This window comes from Microbacterium sp. P2_F9 (assembly GCF_056403635.1).
Window position 1 is genome coordinate 1 of sequence record NZ_JBFUFC010000066.1, and the last position, 18,117, is coordinate 18,117.

Consider the following 18,117-nt stretch of genomic DNA (forward strand, 5'->3'; position numbering starts at 1 on the left):
GGTCTACGCTCCACCGGTCCCGGCCGCGGGGCCACCCGACCGCCCCACCTTCCTCACCACCCCGACCACCACCACGACCCGCCCGGCAGGGTGGCGCGGAGCTTTCGCGCGGGTCGGCATCCACGTGGGGCCGTCCGCGGCGGAGAGGCGGCGGGCCGAGGATGTCGGCCTGGTGTCCCGGCATTGGGCGGGATGCCGCACGATCGCGGTCGCGAACGGCAAGGGCGGGGTCGGGAAAACCATGACCACCGCGATGCTCGCCGCCGTGTACGCCCGGGAGGGGGGCGGGAACGTGCTCGCCTGGGACAACAACGACACCCGCGGCACCCTCGGCTGGCGCACGGAGCAGGGCGTCTACGACACCACTCTGCGCGACCTGCTCCCCGCCGCCGAAGGCCTGCTGTCCGGGACTTCGGGAGTGTCGGACATCGCACGGTTCGTGCACCACCAGCCCGCCGACCGGTACGACGTGCTCCGCTCCAACCCGGAGCTGCTCGCCACCGATCAGCGGATCGCGACCGCCGAGTTCGACCTGCTCCTGCAGGTCGCGGCCCGCTACTACCGGGTCGTGGTGTTCGACTCCGGCAACGACGAATCCGCGGAACGATGGCTGCGGATGGTGGACTCCTCCTACCAGCTCGTGATCCCCACCCTCGCCGCCCCGGAATCCGCCGAATCCGCCGCGCTCCTGCTGGACGCGCTCCGCGCCCGCGACGAACGGTCCGCCGTCCTGGCGGACAACGCGGTCGTCATCGTCACCCAGTCCGAACGCTCATCGCTGCCCGCGGTGCGGCGGATCGCCGACGGGTTCGCCGGGCACGTCCGGGACGTGCAGATCATCCCGTTCGACCCGGCCCTGAAATCCGGGCCGCTGCGCTTCGATGCGCTCCGCCCGAACACCCGCGACGCCTGGCTGCGCGTGGCCGCGTCCGCCGCACGAGGACTCTGAACGGGGCCCGGTGATGAACGACGGCATCCTCGGCAGAGCCATCGCGGTCCTGATCGCGTGCGCCCTGATCCTCTCCCTGGTATTCGGGTTCATCGCCGAAGCCCTCACCCAACTGGTCTGCGGGGCACGCCCGACCGCGGAAAGCCTCTTCTCCGGACTCTGGCTCGCCGTCACCGGGAACCCTGCCGCCTACACCGCCCCTCCCGGGTGCGAGCTCCCGGTGACCCCGATCCGGATCGTCGACCTGCTGACCCTGCTGGTCGTCGCCGGCCTGGCGTTGTGGGTGATCGTCGCGGTGCGCCGGTACCGGCAGTCGGACCGGTCCTTCCTCACCGACCTGCGCACCCGGCCCGGGTTCGCGCAGGCGTCGGAGATCCGGGAGCACCTGTCCGCGAAAGCCGTGCTGCGACGCGCCAGCCAGCTCCGCCCCGACATCACCCGGCCCGCACCGACCGACGTCGGGTGGCGGGTCGGGCGGTCCCGGGGGATGGACGTGTACGTGTCCATCGAAGACTCCGTCGCCCTGGAAGGCCCACCCCGGTCAGGGAAGGGGTACCGGGTGCTGATCTCCGCGATCGTGGACTGGTCCGGCCCGCTGATCACCACCTCCACCACCAACGACAACCTCACCGCCACCATGCGGATGCGGCAGCAGCGCGGGAACGTGCACGTCTTCGACCCGCAGGGGCTCTCCGGCATCCGGCACCCGATGCGGGTGAACCCGATCGTCGGGTGCGAGGACCCGCTGATCGCGATGCAGCGCGGCAACGCGATCATCACCGGCACCGCCCTCGGGGAGTCGACGACGAACGGGGAATGGGCGCAAGCCTCCGGGGTGATCCTCGGCCGGCTGCTGCACGCCGCCGCCGTCGGGAACCAATCCATCGCGGAGGTGTACAACTGGGGCACCAGCCCCGCCCAGGCGCGGGACGCGGTCGACATCCTCCGCGCCAACGGCGCCCCCGGCTGGGGCGACAACCTCGAAGCGACCATCAGCGGGGACGAGAAACTCGCCTCCYCGATCTGGTTCGGCGTGCAAGGYGCCGTCGCACCCCTCGCCGTCCCACAGATCCGCGACGCCCTGATGCCCCGGCCCGGGGACCCGGTGTTCGACCCCCGCGAGTTCCTCGACGCGTCCAACACGCTCTACCTGCTCGGATCCTCGTCCGGGGCGGCGGCGATGGGCGGCTGGCTCAGCGCACTCCTGGATGACGTCGTCGAAGTCGCCCGCACTCGCGCCCTCGCCTCCCCCGGATCCCGTCTCACCCACCCGCTCGGTTTGATCCTCGACGAGATCGTGAACATGTTCCGGTGGGGGAACCTCCCCCGCATCATGGCCGACGGCGGCGGCCGCGGCATCTGCACCTTCGTCGTCCTGCAAGCCCTCTCCCAAGCCGAAACCTCCTGGTCCCGCGCCGAAGCCGACACCATCTGGGCCGCCGCGACCGCGAAGGTGCTGCTCGGCGGCGCCAGCCACGTCGACCACCTCCGCGACATCGAAACCCTGCTGGGCACCCGCGACACCCGCCGCACCCAACGGTCCTGGTCCACCCAGCAGTCCGGGCACTACACCAACGAACAGCACGAACGCCGCCCGCTGATGTCCGTCGACGAGATCAGGCGGATGCCGCAAACCCTCGGGCTGCTCGCCTACCGGAACCGCCGCGGCGTGCTCCTGGACCTGGCCGGGTGGGACGAACGACGCGACGCCCGCAGCATCGCCGTCGGCAAACGCGCCACCGAACGCGAACAACGCGAAGTGTTCCACACCGCTGCCAGCCCGACAGAGCCCACCCCCGCTGAGGCGGTGACGGAGGAATGAGCAACCAGCGCCGCGGCGGAATCTTCCACCCCTACCGGCTGGAATACCTGACACAGCGGGCGTGGTTCGCGCGCCGTGCCCGCTGGTTCGCCGAGCAGGCCGCCACCGGGGAACCCCTCGTCTGCGTCGGGTGCGGCAGGCGCGACACCAAGTCGCGGCTCGAGCTGCATCACCTCGACTATGCGGGGGTGCACCTGAACGCCGGGGAGTGGACCGCCGCGGAGCCGTACGAGGACTTGATGCCGATGCACCGGTCCTGCCATGAGCTGCTACACCGGCTCATCGACCGGGACGTGCTGCTCTCCCGGCACCGCACCCGCCGGGACGCCACCTACCTGGCACTCGAACGGCTCGGCCTCAAGCCCCAGGGATCGGAGGGGCCATCGTGAGCGACCCCGGCAGCGAAGACGATGTCGACTGGCTGATGGGCCGGGAGCAGGCATCCTTCACCCCCGACCCGCGCACCATCCCACCCGACTCGCGCGCCGTCAGCTCGGCGCCGATCGGGATCGAGGTCGTCAACTGGCGGCGGCTCAGCAACGAGAAGGCGCCGGCCGCGTGGGACGCGCTCCGGGAGTGGGTGGAGTGGTTCGTGATCCGCTACCGGGTCCCCGAGTCGACCGTCCCGAACTGCTGGTGGAAGCACGGGCACCTCGTCGAAGAACTCTCCGCCCTGCACGCCGCCCACGTCGTCTCGTTCGACACCCGCGACACCGGGCTCGGACCGATCACCTGGCACGAACGCCTCGCCGCCGCGATGCCCCGGCTGACCCGCGCGTATGCAGGCGGGTGCAGCAACGGACACAAAGACATCATTCCCCGCTCGACGATCGACGAGATCGACCCGGAGGAATGGGACGCGTGGACCAGCCAGGCCCGCGCACACCGAGACGCCCCGGCGTCTCAGAACAGGAAGGAAGAACAATGACCACCAGAATCCCGGTCACCATCGAGGGCAACCTCACCGGCGACCCCGAACACGACACGTCAGAATCGGGCAACGAATACGCCCGGTTCACCGTCGCCGTCAACGACCGCCGCCTCAACGAGACCACCAACCGGTGGGAGGATGCCGGCACGGTGTTTCACCGTGTCGTCGTGTTCAACCAGCAATCCCGGAACGTCGCAGACTCGCTCCGCAAGGGCGACGCGGTGATCGTCGCCGGGGACCTCCGGTTCGGGACCTACACCGACAAGGAGACCGGTCAGACCCGCGAGACCCGCGACGTCGTCGCGGACAACGTCGGCGCGTCACTCAAGTTCGCCAACGTGGACATCGAGCGCACCCCAAAAGCTAACGGCCCCGCAGCAACAGCTACGGGGCCGACAGTGGCACCGGCCTCGTACGCCGGTACCGGGATTGCCCGCTGACCCATCTGCACAGGTGCGGCCGGGAGTCATCGTACCCCCGGCCGCATCGTCGTTCCTAGCCCAGGATCACGGGTACGCACGATGCACGTGCCAGCCGTCCTCCCCCTTGTACACATCGAAGACGAACGACTCGCCCGCCTCGTCGGTGGCTTGGAACCGCCACCCGTACAGTCCCCGGCGCTCGRCCAACGACGCGGCCCAGATCGAGTCCCGCAACCGGGTCGGGGTGTCCGTCACCCTCCAACGCCGGCCGGCATAGAACATCCGCGACGGAATGTCGCCCGCCATCCATAACGTCAGATCATGTTCTACCGCGAGGTCCGTCATGAATGGACAGTTTAGAACATATCTTCTAGAATCACCAGAGTGTTCTGGAGGCCGGAGGAAGGAGTCCGGCCACGTCGAGCAGCAAACGATACGCCCACCACTACGACCGGCTGATGGACGAACGCACCCTGCAGCGGATCGCCGCCGACAGTCCCCTCCAGACMCTGACACCGAAGGAACTTCAGTCAGAGGCCTTGCCGGTGACCCGCGACCCCGCGCCCAAGGCATGCAAGGCATGGGTGCGATTCGGACCCCACGCCGTCCAGGTCGACGCGGTAGTCGTCGTCTGGAACGACCTCGCCTGCGGCATCCAGTTCCAGGTCGGGGGCGAGGAGATGCGCTGCTGGGTGTGGTCCAACGCCGTCACCCCGGCGGAGTGAGCCGGAGCGCCATCGCCCCCAGACCCGCGAGGGCAGGGCATCGGCTAGAGCGTGACCATCTCACAGGACGGGCAACGCCACCAAGCGCGTCGACCCTCAGCCTCGATCTCCAAGCGCACGAGGCATCGCTTGCAGTTGGGGGTAGCGAAGTCCAGAGCATCAGCCATTTTCGTCACCGCTCCAGAATTCCGCATCTTCGACACCCGCGCCGGGAGTTATCCCCAACACCAGGGCGGTGATCGTCAAATCCTTGAGCTGCTGCGTGGCCGGATGAAAACCGAGACCAGGAGCAAGGAGAAAGCTGGCACGTAGAATCCGCCGCGTCGCCATGATGCCCCGCTCGCGACCCGCGAACGCTGACACCGCCGGGGCGTCCACAGTCCTATCTGGGTGGCCGCTTGCCGAGGCGCAATCCGGCGAGGAAAGCGAGCGCGATGAGCCCGAGCACGATCACGATGAATCCGGCAGCGGTCGTGCGGGTGAGGATGAGGGTGTCGCCACCGAGTGTGAAGGTCGCATTGGCGAGCGGCTGGTACGCGAACCACCCGAACGACGCTTGCGAAGACAGGCCGACCACGATCGTGATCACGCCCGCCAGAACGAGGAGCCCCGCGGCGGCCCACGCGATCATTTGCCTGCCGGCCCGCCTATCCATCCCCCGACCCTATCCACGGTTCGGCGTCGTCGACTGTGGCAGGCATCCATGACCAACGTTGATCGTTTCGACTTTGCGACAGCGGACATCACGGTGTGAACGTCATCCACGCCCCTTGCAGTCACCCGTCCTGGTTTGTCGTGCGGATGCTCGCGGTGGCGAGCGGACCTGGGACGGGCAGGACGTTGGGGCCGAGCCCGCAGGCTGCATGATGGAGCCGTGCCAATCACGCCGACGCTCGCGATGCTGCCCGACACACCCGAGACACGGTTGCTCACAGAGCTGAGCTCGTATGCCGACGACCTATCCGAGGCAGCTGTCGCAATGGATCTTGCGCTCGAGGCGGGCGGCGAGTCGCCGCTCTGGCCACCGCTGACCGGCTACGCCGTCGTCGCCTACATGCGCGCGTTTGTCCACTCCAACGTGAGAAGCGGGCTTCTCACGCACCTTGAGATACCCGATGACCTCGCAGAAACACACAGCATGATTCGCACCTACCGAAACACCACCGTCGCCCATTCCCAGTCTCAGTTATCGCTCTCGCTGCCACTCGCGGCGCTGACTGCCGAGGGGCGGGTTAAGACGGTCGTCCCCATCACCGTCCGCCACAACCTGCCTCCGAGTACCGCGTCACGCATCTCCCAGGCGATCGAGCGCATAAGCGCCCTCGTCGATGACCTCACTCGACCCCTGACGGAGCAACTCAGCGACAAGTACTCGAGCGCGAGCCCCGAGATAATCGCCACGTGGCCCGTCCCCGAGGTGAGTCAAAAGGACGCCGAGGACTTCTCCGCCCAATCGAAGCGGGGGCGTACGCCTCACTTCGCGGTCTACTGGGATGTGGACCTGGATGGGATCGAGGTCGTCGAGTGACACGGTCGAGTCAGGACCGGAGGCTGCCAGCTCCAGTCGAAGGCAATGGGTGCGGGGTACGGGCGTGATCGCCGCCTCCCGCAAGCCCGTCCGCTGTGATCTGTAGCTCGAGTATCGCTGCGCGGGCAGCCCCCAGCTCTGCGGCCGCTGCACTGAACGCACGTCAACCGTCGGCGGCCCAACAGTTAGGCGGTGGCTATCGGCGGGGCCCCGCGTGCGCGGGTGCAGGGACTTTGTAGGTGGCCATATCCAGGTCGTATCGTCGGGCGCGATCCTCGGCGGCCAAGGTCTGAACGTCCAGGGACGCACGCACTGCGCGTTCCGTTTCGATCTCGTCCGTCGTGCGCGACAGTTCACGGAACGCTTGAGTCATGTCCGCGTGCTCGCCGGCGCGCGCGGAGTATCGCTCGCCGAGCCGGGCCCGCGAATGCACGATCTCACCATCCGCGCCCAGGATGGTGGCGCGCCCGTGCTCGCCGGCACGGTGCCCGGCGATGCGGGCGTCGAGCCCGAGCAGCATCCGCTTGGTCGCGTGCATCCAGTCGGTTGCCCGTTCGACCCGCTCCCGCATCGCTTGCTCTTCGGCGCGCTGCAGGGCGATGGCGCGGTCGATGTCAACGATGTGCCCATAGGGTCGGCGGGTTCGGTCGTTCCATGCCGCCGGCGCGGCGTGGTCGAGAGGAGTGGAGGGGGTGCGGGCGGCGCGGCTGAGCTCGGATCGTGCGGCGCGCATGGAGTCGTCGATGCTGACTTCGGGGATGCCGCGGAGCATGCTGTCGGCGATCTGCTCGCGCGCGGCGGTGTCGGTGCGAGCGATCGCGATCGCTTCGTTGTGGGTGCGGCCGCGGGTCATCCCGACATACAGCCCGGCGGCGTCGACGCCGGGACCGACCACCGCGGCGTCCGTGGTCTCCCCCTGGATACCGTGCACCGTTGACGCGTACGCGAGGTGGATGTGGTCAGCCGCATACTCGTGACTCACTGACCGGATGTCGCCGCTGTCGCCGACGCTGACAAGTTCGACACCGTGCGCAGCAATCCGGCGGATCGTCCAGATGGCGCGGTTCTCGACATCCGCGTGCCGGTCGTTGCGGCGGGTCTGCACGATGTCGCCCTCGAGCAGTCGTTGCTCGCCCTGACCGATCGCGATGCGCGCGAGGGGCAGGTCGCCACGGTCGACGCGGCGCTGCTGGATGGCCTCGTTGATCGCGTCGGCCTCTTCGTTGGTGCTGGTCACCAGCGCGATGCGGCGATGGGTTGTCGCCCACCGGAAGTACGCCTCCACCATCACGTCGCGGGCCTGAACCTGATCGGTCGCCCGGTGGATCAGCCCGCGTTCGTCGAGCTCCGCGGCTACCAGGCGGGCGGCGTCTTTCGAGGACGGTTCCCGCATCCGCAGCGTCAATGCCGCGTATTCCGGGTCCCGGAACCGGTGCACTGCCGTCAGTTCGACCACCGCGGTGGCGCGTCTTGTCATGGACGCCATCGCCCCGGAGTGTCCCACCGGCATCGCCTGGAGGTGGTCGCCGACCATCGCGATCCCGGCGCCCGTCTCCGCGGCGACGACAGCGAGGGCGTTTGCTGTGTGGAGGTCGACCATGCCCGCCTCATCGACCACGACCCGGTCTCCGCTACGCAGGAGGAACCGGCGGGGACCGTCGAAGACGACGCCGGTTCTCGGGTCGATGTCCCCAGGGCGGAGGCGGGTCCAGATCTCGGCGCCGGCCTCGTCGCGGCCCCACCGCCAGCCATAGTCGGCGAGCAGCGCGTGCAGACTCGACGCGGTCGTCCCGATCTCCCGGCCGGCCACCGACGCCGCCTTCTTCGTCGGCGCCAACACGACCATCTGCCGGCCCTTTCGGGCGAGGGCGGCTTTCGCCACCCGGAGCATGGTTGTCTTCCCGGCTCCCGCCGGTCCGGTCACCGACACCAGCCGGTCGGTCCCCGCGATGGCGGATGCTGCCGCCACCTGCCGCTCGTCCAGGGTGACACCCGCCGGGAGCACGTCTTGAGCGACCCATTCGACCATGTCCGCATCCGCGAGACGGCCCCCGTGGGTGAGGTCGTCGAACCTGGTGGCGAGTTCCACTTTGAGTGCGGCAGTGGCGGAGGCCATGAACGCCTTGATGTGATCGGGGCGGTCGGATGCCTCGGGGAGAAGGTCGACGGTGAGGGCGAGCGCGTCGGCGACGACCTCGTCGAGCGTGCCCTGCAGCGCGTCACGCTCTGTGACCACACCGGAGGCTGCGAGCGCGCGGGTCGCGCCGGCACGGACATCGAATCGGCTGAACCGTCCCCCGTATGGCGCGGACCGCGCATCGGCCTCGACGATCGCTCGCGCGGCGAGCAACTCCAGATCGAGGTCATCCGCGCTCACCTGGGCCAGCGCTACGGCGGGTCGTGGAGTAGACAGCTGCGGATCGATGGCGGCCAGTTCGCCTCGGACCAGGTCCTCCCAGGCTGTCTCGTCGAGATCGCCTGGCTTGTTCGGCCGCCCGGTCGCCCACGCCATCCGGTCGACCTGCTGCAGGACCTCCGGGGACGGGTCCATGGCGGGATGCTCGTCCCGCCACCGGGAGAGCAGCATCGCCCGGTTCCGCTCGATCTGGTTAGACCGCCGCGACAGCGGCCGAACTGCCGACGCGAGTTCCGCGATCTCACCGGCGACGTCGAGGGTGTAGCCGTGGCGGGCGAGAGCGGCGATCCACGCCGGATCGGTGCGCGCGGCGAGTTCCCCCTCGGCATTGATGACCGTGTGCAGCTTCATCGCCACCCGGGAGTCCACGTTCGACCAGCGGCCATCCACCCCCTGCACCTTGACGTTCAGCCACAGGTGACGGTGGATGTGCGGGTCCAACGCGCGTGACCGACGGTGCCGCAACTCGACCACCTCGACCCGGTGCAGGAGTTCCCGGATGCGACCACCGGCTCCCCTCCGCGCATTGAGTTCGCGCTGCCAGGTGGTGATGATCCGGTCGCGGAGCCGATCCTGCAGTCCCTCGAACTCCGCGGCAAGGGCGGGGTTGATCAGCGCGGCGATGCTGTACGACTTCGGCGCGTTCACCGTCCCGTCCAGGATCAGGTCAGCGTCCGGTGAGCTCAGGTCACGGCCGCGGCGCTCGTCCGTGTCGGGATCACGCCCATCCACCCACCGGCGTAGCTGAACCTCATCGAGCAGATCCGCAGTGATGATCCCCGACTCAACCGTGAAGCGAGTCACTCCCGCCGAGGCGGCGCCGCTGTATGCCGAGAGTGAGTCGATGCTGGCGGTCGTGCGGATGTGTGAGTCGCATGAACCTTGGAAGGCGTACGCCAGCGCCTGTCGGACCCCCTGGGATCCGACACCCCGCTTCCACCGTTCGAGACCCCCGCGCACGCCCCAAAGCTACTCTCTATTTGCTGAAGTCGCTACTCATTCCACATAAAGTGCCTGCGTGCATTGCTCTCTTTGTCCTGTGGTTGGGTCTTGGTGCCGTCCTTTGTGAGAGAGGTTCCGGAGATTGGCTCGCGGAATTAGCACCTTCACTTGTGCCGCCTTCATCGGGCAGTTTCGCGAACCAGGCTGCCATTCAGAGTCGCGGAGTGTGGCGAAAGCGAGTAGCGATGATGGGCCATGCCCCCCGCCACGCCCAAAGACCGACTATCGGGCGACTAGACACCAGTTCAGCGGTTGAGGGAAGTCCCGACGTCGTACGTCAGTAGCATCAGCAGAATGTCATACTGCACAGCGCCTTCGCGAGGCCACCGCACGGCGAGCGGGACCGCCGCCTGCCCGGTACACGGACGCGGTGGTGGATACGGCTACCCGACGCGATCGTACCCCTCCTACTCGCAACCAGTCGGGCCGGTGCGAAGGAGCGAGAGCCTGACGAGCGGCGGAGGCGGGGGGCGTCGCACCGCCCGCCCCAGTTGGTCGCCAAGCACGTCGACTGTCTCGTACACGCCGCAGGAGGTGCGCAACCTCGAGCCCGTGCGCAAGGCGGCCGAGACTCGAACGCAGGCGAACGACGTGTTCCTTTGCCACGCCTGGCCCGACCGCCAGGCCGACGCGAAAGATCTGTTCGACCTGCTCATCGACGAGGACGTGTCGGTGTGGTTCAGCGAGGTGAGCCTCACGCTCGGCACGGACATGCGAGCAGCCATCGACAAGGGGCTCGTAAATTCGCGAATCGGAATCGTGCTGGTGACGCCCGCCATGCTCGATCGCCTACGCACCGACCGAAGCGTCGCGGGCAGCGAGCTCAGCGCTCTGCTGCGCCGCAACCTCCTGGTGCCAGTCCTGCATGATGTGACGTTCGAGGAGCTTGACCAGGTCAGCCCGCTGCTCGCATCGCGTGGGGGGCTTAGCACGTCGGAGGACTCCATGGAGGACATCGCCGCAAAGATTGCGGAGCTCGTCGCGACGCTCGACGGCGAAGAAGCCGACGAACTCAGCTTGAAGTCGCGCTAGGCCGTGCCTGACAAGCAGCGTAACCAGGCGATGACCGTGAGGAGTACCAAGGGCTGCCCGGTAGTGATCGCAAGCCTGTCAGACACCGCCCCGGCCTGACACCTGAAACGCAGCCCATCGACGCTCCCTGGGCGGGTACAGAGTCACCCGCAGTGGGCCCGCTGTGGGACCCAATGTGGGCACGCGCTCGTCACGCCTGATACCCCGCTCGCGCTCGTGATCGCCCCAGGGTTTGCTCCTCGGCATCCCAATAGCACCCATCAAGGTTCGGATGCCGGCGAATGCCCCCAGCCCCGCAGGGCTCAGGATCACATGTACTCCATGACCGGCCCAATGGGCGGCAATAATGAGCTTCATGAACTGGGCGACGATTGGAACTGTGGTCGCCGGAGTAGCGGCTGTTGCCACCGTGATGGTCACAATCGCCAATCAAGCGAGCGCCTCCTTTCGCTACGACCTCTGGGTCAAGGTGCTCAACAACTCGCGAAACGAGCACCAAAAGGAGATCGCTGCTGATCGCGTTGACTACTACTTCGTCGAACTTGCCGTAGCGGAACTCACGCGGAGACGGCGCACGCAACTTGYCGCAGTCGGGTTTGGTACAGCCTTCATTTGCTTTATCGCGATTGTGTTTGGTACCGCGCTGGCCCTGGTCGATGACACCGTTGCGTACTGGGCCGGCTGGGCGGCCGTTGTCCTGGGATCGCTGGGTTACGTAGGCGGCCTCGCACTGGCGGCATTCGCGCCAGATCGCGTTCGTGATCAACAGAGAGCGCGGACGACCGAGGCTTCCGCGGCCGCTGCGATGAAGCAACTTCCACCCCGTCGATGGTGGCAGCGGCGTAAGAAGGTCGGCTAAGTCCGCCATGCCGTTCGCTCTCGACGGGCTTCCGGAAGGTACCAGCGGTCGTCGGGGCGAGGCTTTGAATGTCAGGGATGCCTGCTCGAATTGGACCCGAGCGATGGGAGTCGCGTCATGACGTCTCACCAACATGCAGGTAGATAGACTCAGGCGAAACCTTGCCGGGCATAGCCCCGACCGAGTTTTTCGCCGAAAGGAGGTCAGTTTGTGGCGACCAACGATCAGCTCAAGGCGCTGGTGAAGAGCCACGCCGACGGCGATGACCCCCAGTTTTACGCGGTCGCGATGCAAGTCGCGGCAAAAGCCGCTCGGTCCGGCCAGTCAAAGTTCGCGCAAGACCTCCGCGACCTCGTGGAGGACCTCCGGAAGCGCAGCCCGGCACCATCGCGGGTTGCAGCAGTCGTTCCCGTGGCTCAGCCACGAGGAGAGCTCGGGTCGCTCCTGACCGTCACCTACCCGGATGCCCGGCTTGAGGACCTGGTGCTGTCTGACGACCTGGCAGCGCGGCTGAAGCACGTTCTGCTCGAGCAACGTCAGCGTGACACGCTGGCCCGACATGGACTTCAGCCAGCCCGCCGACTGATCCTGATCGGTCCCCCGGGGACGGGCAAGACCTCCACTGCGCGCGTACTCGCGGGCGAGCTCGGGCTGCCACTCTTCGCCATTCGGCTCGATACGATCATCAGCAAGTACATGGGTGAGACCGCTGCAAAGTTGCGATTGATCTTTGACGCCCTTATCGAAACCCGCGGCATTTACCTCTTTGACGAGGTTGACGCACTTGCCGGGGATCGAGCCGCGCCCAACGATGTCGGAGAGATCCGTCGGGTTCTCAACTCGTTCCTCCAATTCCTCGAAGAGGACATATCTGAGAGCGTGATCGTTGCAGCCACGAACCACCCACAGCTCTTGGATAACGCCCTATATCGCCGCTTCGACACGGCAATGAACTTCGGACTCCCCAATGACACGGCGATTGAGTCTGTAATCAAGAACCGATTGGCACTCTTTCACCCCAGCAATCTGAGTTGGCCAAGGGTCGTCGAGGCGGCGCGTGGGCTCAGCCATGCCGAGATCGCGACGGCGTCGGAGAATGCGGCGAAGCGCGCGGTGCTTGCCAATCGAACAAGAGTGCTCACAGGGGACCTCGTCTCGGCTCTGCTTGAGCGGCCGCGTTCCACCGACCGACTTGACCGGGGAATGTAAGAAGGATGGCCGAGCGTGATCGTCCCCACATAGTCGTGCCCGCGCGACCGCAGCCTGAGCCGTTCTCAATCTCCGTTGCAGGGGGCGGCAACGATGGGACGAGTTTCGGCGGCGATCGACGCCAGCACGGCTCCAGCCTCGTCCAGGAGTATGAGACGGCCCTCGCGTCTGCACCCGACGCGCCGCCCACTCTCGGCACCTACATCTCGTTCGTCTCATTCCCCGACCTCGAACTCGCGCTCGAGAGCCTCGATGTCCAGCGCATTGGCGAGCAGCCCGAACTGGTTGCCGTTCGCGAAGTGAGCTCCGACGAGGGCGCGATCCAAGTCGCGACGGTATACATCCCGGAAGGCAAGAAGGAGTACTTCCTCAATCGCCTGATCCAATACGTCGAGTCAGCTGATGGGGCAGGCAGAGCGCGAAACGCAACCCTCGTGGAGGGCATCCAATCGATCCGCCGGGCAACTATTCGGGAGCTCTGGACAGACGCCGATGAGGATTACCCAGGCGATTCGTTGGCGGCGACATGGTGGGAGGTATGGCTGCGAAAGCGTGATGGCCATGAACTCCAACGGTTCACTGCTTTCGCTCTCGCGCATGGGCTGCGAACGAGTGAGCACTATCTGGGCTTCGGAGACCGGACTGTTGTCCTGCTGTACGCAACGGCCGACCAATTGGCACAGGCATTCCGCTCGCTGGACGACGTCGCGGAGCTACGAAAGCCTCACGACGTTTCTAACTACTTGATGGAGCTACCAGCCTCGGAGCAAGTGGACTGGGTAGACGATCTGCGTCAACGCATCGAGCACCCTGCGACCTCCGCTCCCGTCGTATGCATTCTGGATACTGGAGTGCAAGACGATCACCCACTACTCACAGATTCGATCTCCGAGTCCGATCTTCATGTCGTCGACACCCGATGGCCGCTGCGCCCCGTACATGGTCACGGCACAGAGATGGCAGGCTTGGCTCTGTATGGCGACCTTCAGAGCGCTGTCATCGACTCGACGACTATCAAGTTGCGCCACCGTTTGGAGTCCGTCAAGTTCCTCCCGGACCGCGGGAGCAACGATCGGGATCTTTACGGCGCGGTAACCGCTCGCGCCGTCGATCAGCCCGAGATCCAGGCGGCGGACCGCCTGCGAGTGTTCATGCTCGCAGTGACCGCGCCACGCCAAAACTCTGGGGCGGCGAGTGGATCGGCCACAAACGCGGATCCAGGCAAGCCGACCTCCTGGTCAGCGACGATCGACGCGCTCGCGTTCGGACGTGCGATCGACGACACGGATCCAAAGTTCACCTACCTCGATCGTGACGAACCGAGGAGGCCGCGACTTTTCGTGGTCTCGGCGGGCAACATCCGGGACGTTGGTGCCTCCGACGATCACTTGACTCGCAGTGATCTCGAGCCTGTCGAAGACCCGGGTCAGTCTTGGAACGCGCTCACGGTTGGTGCGTACTCCGCAACCGATGACATGGCTGGGGCGCCTTCGGGCTTCGCTGGCTACCATCCAATCGCGCCGCGAGGTGAGCTCTCGCCCGTCAGCCGAACATCGGTTCTGTTCGACCGCAAGAAGTGGCCGTTCAAGCCTGACGTCGTTGCGGATGGAGGCAATGTCGCGGCATCCCCGGATCGGACCGCCGTGGACACCCCGTCGAACCTCGCCGTGCTGACCACACGGTTCCGCAACCCTGGGGAGGGCCTTTTCACTACGACCCGCGATACTTCTGCCGCAACCGCCCACGTCGCAGCGATCGCAGCGGACATATACGCCGAGTATCCCGAGCTGCGCCCCGAGACGGTCCGAGCATTAATCGTTCACTCAGCCGAGTGGACGGATGCCATGCGCACACGCTTCGACACCGAGACGAGCAAGACTGCGCTGACGGCGTTGCTGCGCCGATATGGCATGGGGGTGCCTAATGCTGATCGGGCGCTCCACAGCGCTACCGATGCGCTGACACTGGTCACCGAGGCGATGATCCATCCTTACCAACGCCAGGGCTCAAGCAATACCGGCACGACACGCGAGATGAACCTGCACAGTCTCCCCTGGCCCGCCGAACAACTCGAAGCCCTCGGAGAGACACGCGTGCGTTTGCGTGTCACGCTTTCGTACTTCGTCGAACCGAACCCCTCCAGCCGTGGGTGGACGGGCCGCTACCTCTATCCATCCCATGGTCTCCGATTCGCCACCCGACGGCCAGAGGAGAGTGTCGACTCGTTCCGTCAGCGGATCAATACACGCGCACGCATCGAAGGTGAGAGGCCACCGAGCCTCAACACCGAAGGCGGCTGGCTGTTTGGCAGCAACCAGCAACAGGCCGCCGGCTCGTTGCACACAGACATTTGGTCCGGGCCAGCAGTAGCGCTCGCCAGCAAGGGTGCAGTCGCCGTATACCCGGTTGCCGGGTGGTGGAAGAACCGCGCGCTGGCCGACCAGAGCGAACTCGGCGTGGACTACTCGCTTGTCATCAGCATCGAATCACCTGAGGCCGACGTGGACCTGTGGACGCCTGTCTACCAGCAGGTCCGCTCCGCAGTAGACATCACCATCTGAGGTCCTTGCTTCCACAGGCTCTCGCAATCTGCGATCCGATTCGTCCCACGCCCGCTGAGGGATCCCTAGGTGACGAGCCGTTCGAATCGCCTCGGGAATGTCATGCGAACGCGGTCCGCGATTTCAACATCATCGTTCCACCAAGACGCACTCTCTCTCGCAAGGTTGCACCAACGATGCGTCAGCCTGAGGTTTTCGATGTCGTCGCTCCCTCCGTCGCGAACACGCATGATGTGATCAATGGACGCGGCGAACGGGTCGACGGGGAGCGCCTCACGATCGATGGGGATGCCGCAGATCTGACAGGTCCAAGCGTCACGCTCAGCGACCGCGCCGAAGTGCTTCGTGTGCCTCGTCGGACGCACACCCCGTTGACTGGTCCCGTCGCGCTGGGGGCTGCGCCTCCTCTCCGCGATCGGCCTTGCACCGCGCGCAGCTGCATTTGAGGACGCGCCCGATCTCCGCCAGCTCCGACCGCCGACAAAGGACATGTGCCTCAGCGAAACTCTCACCCTGATGGATCGACGCAGTCTTCGCTTCCATGGTGAAGAAGAACCAGATCCTGTCGGGATCCTCTTCACCGCAGATCACGCATTGCCCGAGCCTTGCCATCCGTGTCATCAGGTTGCAGTCGGTGGAACACCACACGACGTTGCGGCGGTGCGAAGGAAACTGTTCATGGCAGCCCGGGCACGTGCGCCTAAGCGGCTCGCGCCGCTCACTCATTCATCTCTCCCGGCCCACACGACTCCGACATCGCACCGTGACATTCGGTCCCAGCGGGTGGCGCCTTCCGCCCGACGAGAAAGTCCCCGGGCACATGAGGCGATCCGGTCTCGCATGTCGCTATGAACTGGAGATCGGACTGGGTGCCATCGCGATGATGTACGCGGCAACGACTTCCGCTGGCAAACGTCCTYGCACCCCCACCTCGTGCCCGTTCTCGACTGCCCATGCTCGAACCTGCGCGGGAGCGGGACTAACTCCACTCGAAACGGCAGAGGAGGCCGCCGGACCGCCCGGCTTGACACTGCCGGGGGTTGACCGTGGAGCTGGGACAGAAATGCACGGAGGCTGGAGGTGCTCGAGCAGAATCGCGAATACGGCGGGGTGGATGATCCGCGTTCCGATGGTCGTGGCCTCAGTGAACTTGTTGGTGGGGTAGGGGTCGTCCGGTTGTGCGTCGGTGACGAGCAGGCTGGTGAGTCTCGAGACGCTGCTCGAGATGCGTACCCCGAGCGAAGCTGCCCGCGCTTCGAGTTCTGTTCGCTGTGCATCGTCGCAGCCGGTGAAAACGACCTTGTCACCCACCCGCAAGGGCTCGCCGTACTGCCAGTCGATGGGAAGGGATGTGAGCTGGGCGCTGAGTCGGGCTGAGCGCGCGGCATCGGCACGTCGGATGACAGCGGTGACGTGGCCTTCGGGAACGTCCAGGAGCGCAGCGAGTTCTTTGAGCTGCCCACGTTCATCTTGCGAGACCCGTCCGTCGTCGACCGCGCGGTGCGCGAGGGCAAGCATGAGGGCATTGTGTGCGGCTGCGATGTCGCTTGATGTCATGCGGTAGACCGTGACCAGTTCGGCGAGTTGAGCGGACTCGTCGGCACTGATCTCGCCATCTTCGAGCGCGTCGAGGAGTGTCTCAAGATATGCGGTGGCTCCTTCAGGGGCGCCCTCTTCCATCAGTTCCAGCAGGCTYACCTGTGTGATCTGCTCGACCAGCGAGGGCTCGGCAGGACGTGCAGCGGTGAACCGTCGCGGTCGACTATCGGCCGGCTGGAGATCGGTGACCCACCTGGTGGGAGGCCGCACCGGCCCCTTCGGCCATGTTGTCGTGCGCGCCGCCGCCGGCACCGACGCCAGCTCGTCAAGCGCCGGCACCCGACTGAAGCCCGTCATGTACCGCTCGAGCAGCTGAGCCGTCGCGCGCGCGTCACCCAACGCGGAGTGAGCACCCTCTAGGCGCACGCCGGTCGCCCAGCAGCAGTCCACAAGCCGGCGACGATCCAGGTCCGGCAGGTAGTGGCGGCTGGCTTCAAGCGTGCAGAGCGCCGCCACCCACGGCATGTCCCAACCGGCACGATCGAACTCAGCCCGGAGAAAGGCCAGGTCGAACGGGGCATTATGCGCCGTCACCGGCAATCCCGCGACCCGTTCCGCGATCTCGTTCGCGAGATCGCGGAACAACGGCGCATCGAGCACGTCCGCATCGGTGATTCCGTGAATGTGGGTTGCACCGACAGGGCCTTCAGGGTTGAACCGGGACGCCCACTCATCGACGACGACCCCACGGTCATCGACCCGAACTATCGCAATCTCGATCACGCGGCTTTGCCGAGGCGAAAGCCCCGTCGTCTCTACATCGAGCACCGCGAACGCGGGTGATCTCACCAGCGCCAACGGCTCCTCTGTCGGAGCCTGCCCGCTGCGCCGGCGCGCCGAAATCCAGTMGAACAGTCCCATATTCTCCCCAGTCGTTCAGCCGCACACCCAGTGCGGCGAGTCGGCAGTCAGACCTGCCCGGCTATCCCCAGCCCTGACCATACTTGCGATCGCTGACATCGCCACTTTGCCGCCGAGGAATGACCTCCTCGCTAAGCGATCGATGTTGGATCCCGTCAGTTCGTGGCATCCGATTTGCCCCTTCAAAGCTAGCGTGTGGTC

At 66.2% G+C, this 18,117-nt stretch carries 17 protein-coding genes; 11 read left to right on the plus strand and 6 right to left on the minus strand.

Translation table 11 applies throughout. The features are described 5' to 3' along the window. The 5 genes from AC1DVT_RS08980 to AC1DVT_RS09000 form a co-directional block, all read left to right on the plus strand. The coding region (locus AC1DVT_RS08980; RefSeq protein WP_477388291.1) for a nucleotide-binding protein at positions 1-949 on the plus strand (949 nt) is incomplete at its 5' end. Between the two features lie 13 nt (positions 950-962). Further along, the gene (locus AC1DVT_RS08985) at positions 963-2,771 is read left to right on the plus strand and encodes a type IV secretory system conjugative DNA transfer family protein (protein ID WP_477388293.1); all 1,809 of its coding nucleotides are present in this window, start codon (positions 963-965) and stop codon (positions 2,769-2,771) included. Beyond that, entirely contained in the window at positions 2,768-3,160 is a 393-nt protein-coding gene (locus AC1DVT_RS08990) for a hypothetical protein (protein ID WP_477388295.1), read from the plus strand. Before AC1DVT_RS08985 ends, AC1DVT_RS08990 begins: the two co-directional genes overlap by 4 nt. Further along, positions 3,157-3,699 carry a hypothetical protein gene (locus tag AC1DVT_RS08995; protein WP_477388297.1) on the plus strand — a complete coding sequence of 181 codons (543 nt, stop codon included), beginning with the start codon at positions 3,157-3,159 and terminating at the stop codon, positions 3,697-3,699. The genes AC1DVT_RS08990 and AC1DVT_RS08995 overlap by 4 nt, the downstream gene beginning before the upstream one ends. Continuing rightward, positions 3,696-4,142: a single-stranded DNA-binding protein gene (locus AC1DVT_RS09000; RefSeq protein WP_477388299.1), complete on the plus strand. Its 447-nt coding sequence runs from the start codon at positions 3,696-3,698 to the stop codon at positions 4,140-4,142. Before AC1DVT_RS08995 ends, AC1DVT_RS09000 begins: the two co-directional genes overlap by 4 nt. A gap of 66 nt (positions 4,143-4,208) precedes the next feature. On the opposite strand, the gene AC1DVT_RS09005 is transcribed toward AC1DVT_RS09000, so the two are convergent. Then, a complete protein-coding gene (locus AC1DVT_RS09005) occupies positions 4,209-4,469 on the minus strand; it encodes a hypothetical protein (protein WP_477388301.1) in 261 nt (86 codons plus the stop codon). A 113-nt stretch (positions 4,470-4,582) separates the two neighbouring features. On the opposite strand from AC1DVT_RS09005, the gene AC1DVT_RS09010 reads away from it, so the two are divergent. Beyond that, positions 4,583-4,849: a hypothetical protein gene (locus tag AC1DVT_RS09010; RefSeq protein ID WP_477388303.1), complete on the plus strand. Its 267-nt coding sequence runs from the start codon at positions 4,583-4,585 to the stop codon at positions 4,847-4,849. Between the two features lie 159 nt (positions 4,850-5,008). Here AC1DVT_RS09010 and AC1DVT_RS09015 read toward each other — a convergent pair whose 3' ends face one another. After that, positions 5,009-5,227 carry a hypothetical protein gene (locus AC1DVT_RS09015; protein ID WP_477388305.1) on the minus strand — a complete coding sequence of 73 codons (219 nt, stop codon included), beginning with the start codon at positions 5,225-5,227 and terminating at the stop codon, positions 5,009-5,011. 4 nt (positions 5,228-5,231) lie between these two features. Then, on the minus strand, positions 5,232-5,504 hold the full coding sequence (locus AC1DVT_RS09020) for a hypothetical protein (RefSeq protein ID WP_477388307.1): 273 nt from the start codon (positions 5,502-5,504) through the stop codon (positions 5,232-5,234). Positions 5,505-5,723: 219 nt separating this feature from the next. Between AC1DVT_RS09020 and AC1DVT_RS09025 the strand changes: the two genes are divergently transcribed. Continuing rightward, complete coding sequence (locus AC1DVT_RS09025; protein ID WP_477388309.1) at positions 5,724-6,377, plus strand: hypothetical protein; 654 nt, start codon at positions 5,724-5,726, stop codon at positions 6,375-6,377. Between the two features lie 196 nt (positions 6,378-6,573). Here the strand turns inward: AC1DVT_RS09025 and AC1DVT_RS09030 are convergent, their stop codons facing one another. Continuing rightward, complete coding sequence (locus AC1DVT_RS09030) at positions 6,574-9,597, minus strand: AAA family ATPase (protein ID WP_477388311.1); 3,024 nt, start codon at positions 9,595-9,597, stop codon at positions 6,574-6,576. Positions 9,598-10,329: 732 nt separating this feature from the next. On the opposite strand from AC1DVT_RS09030, the gene AC1DVT_RS09035 reads away from it, so the two are divergent. The 4 genes from AC1DVT_RS09035 to AC1DVT_RS09050 all read left to right on the plus strand — a co-directional run bounded on the left by AC1DVT_RS09035 (position 10,330) and on the right by AC1DVT_RS09050 (position 15,456). Next, positions 10,330-10,827, plus strand: coding sequence for a toll/interleukin-1 receptor domain-containing protein (locus AC1DVT_RS09035; protein WP_477388313.1), 498 nt, complete (start codon positions 10,330-10,332; stop codon positions 10,825-10,827). A 346-nt stretch (positions 10,828-11,173) separates the two neighbouring features. Continuing rightward, positions 11,174-11,686, plus strand: coding sequence for a hypothetical protein (locus AC1DVT_RS09040; RefSeq protein WP_477388315.1), 513 nt, complete (start codon positions 11,174-11,176; stop codon positions 11,684-11,686). A 210-nt stretch (positions 11,687-11,896) separates the two neighbouring features. Beyond that, entirely contained in the window at positions 11,897-12,895 is a 999-nt protein-coding gene (locus AC1DVT_RS09045) for an AAA family ATPase (protein WP_477388317.1), read from the plus strand. Between the two features lie 5 nt (positions 12,896-12,900). Beyond that, positions 12,901-15,456 carry a S8 family peptidase gene (locus tag AC1DVT_RS09050; protein ID WP_477388319.1) on the plus strand — a complete coding sequence of 852 codons (2,556 nt, stop codon included), beginning with the start codon at positions 12,901-12,903 and terminating at the stop codon, positions 15,454-15,456. A gap of 65 nt (positions 15,457-15,521) precedes the next feature. On the opposite strand, the gene AC1DVT_RS09055 is transcribed toward AC1DVT_RS09050, so the two are convergent. Together AC1DVT_RS09055 and AC1DVT_RS09060 are read right to left on the minus strand one after the other, a co-directional pair. Then, positions 15,522-15,947 (minus strand): HNH endonuclease, encoded by a 426-nt coding sequence (locus AC1DVT_RS09055; protein ID WP_477388321.1) that lies wholly within the window; start codon positions 15,945-15,947, stop codon positions 15,522-15,524. A gap of 355 nt (positions 15,948-16,302) precedes the next feature. Further along, positions 16,303-17,916 (minus strand): exonuclease domain-containing protein, encoded by a 1,614-nt coding sequence (locus AC1DVT_RS09060; RefSeq protein ID WP_477388323.1) that lies wholly within the window; start codon positions 17,914-17,916, stop codon positions 16,303-16,305. Positions 17,917-18,117: the final 201 nt, after the last annotated feature.

What these genes read in the sequence shown, in the direction of transcription:
- AC1DVT_RS09055 (WP_477388321.1), bottom strand. Translation starts at nt 15,947, where the DNA reads ATGTCCTTTGTCGGCGGTCGGAGCTGGCGGAGATCGGGCGCGTCCTCA.
- AC1DVT_RS09000 (WP_477388299.1), top strand. Translation starts at nt 3,696, where the DNA reads ATGACCACCAGAATCCCGGTCACCATCGAGGGCAACCTCACCGGCGAC.
- AC1DVT_RS08990 (WP_477388295.1), top strand. Translation starts at nt 2,768, where the DNA reads ATGAGCAACCAGCGCCGCGGCGGAATCTTCCACCCCTACCGGCTGGAA.
- AC1DVT_RS09020 (WP_477388307.1), bottom strand. Translation starts at nt 5,504, where the DNA reads ATGGATAGGCGGGCCGGCAGGCAAATGATCGCGTGGGCCGCCGCGGGG.
- AC1DVT_RS09050 (WP_477388319.1), top strand. Translation starts at nt 12,901, where the DNA reads ATGGCCGAGCGTGATCGTCCCCACATAGTCGTGCCCGCGCGACCGCAG.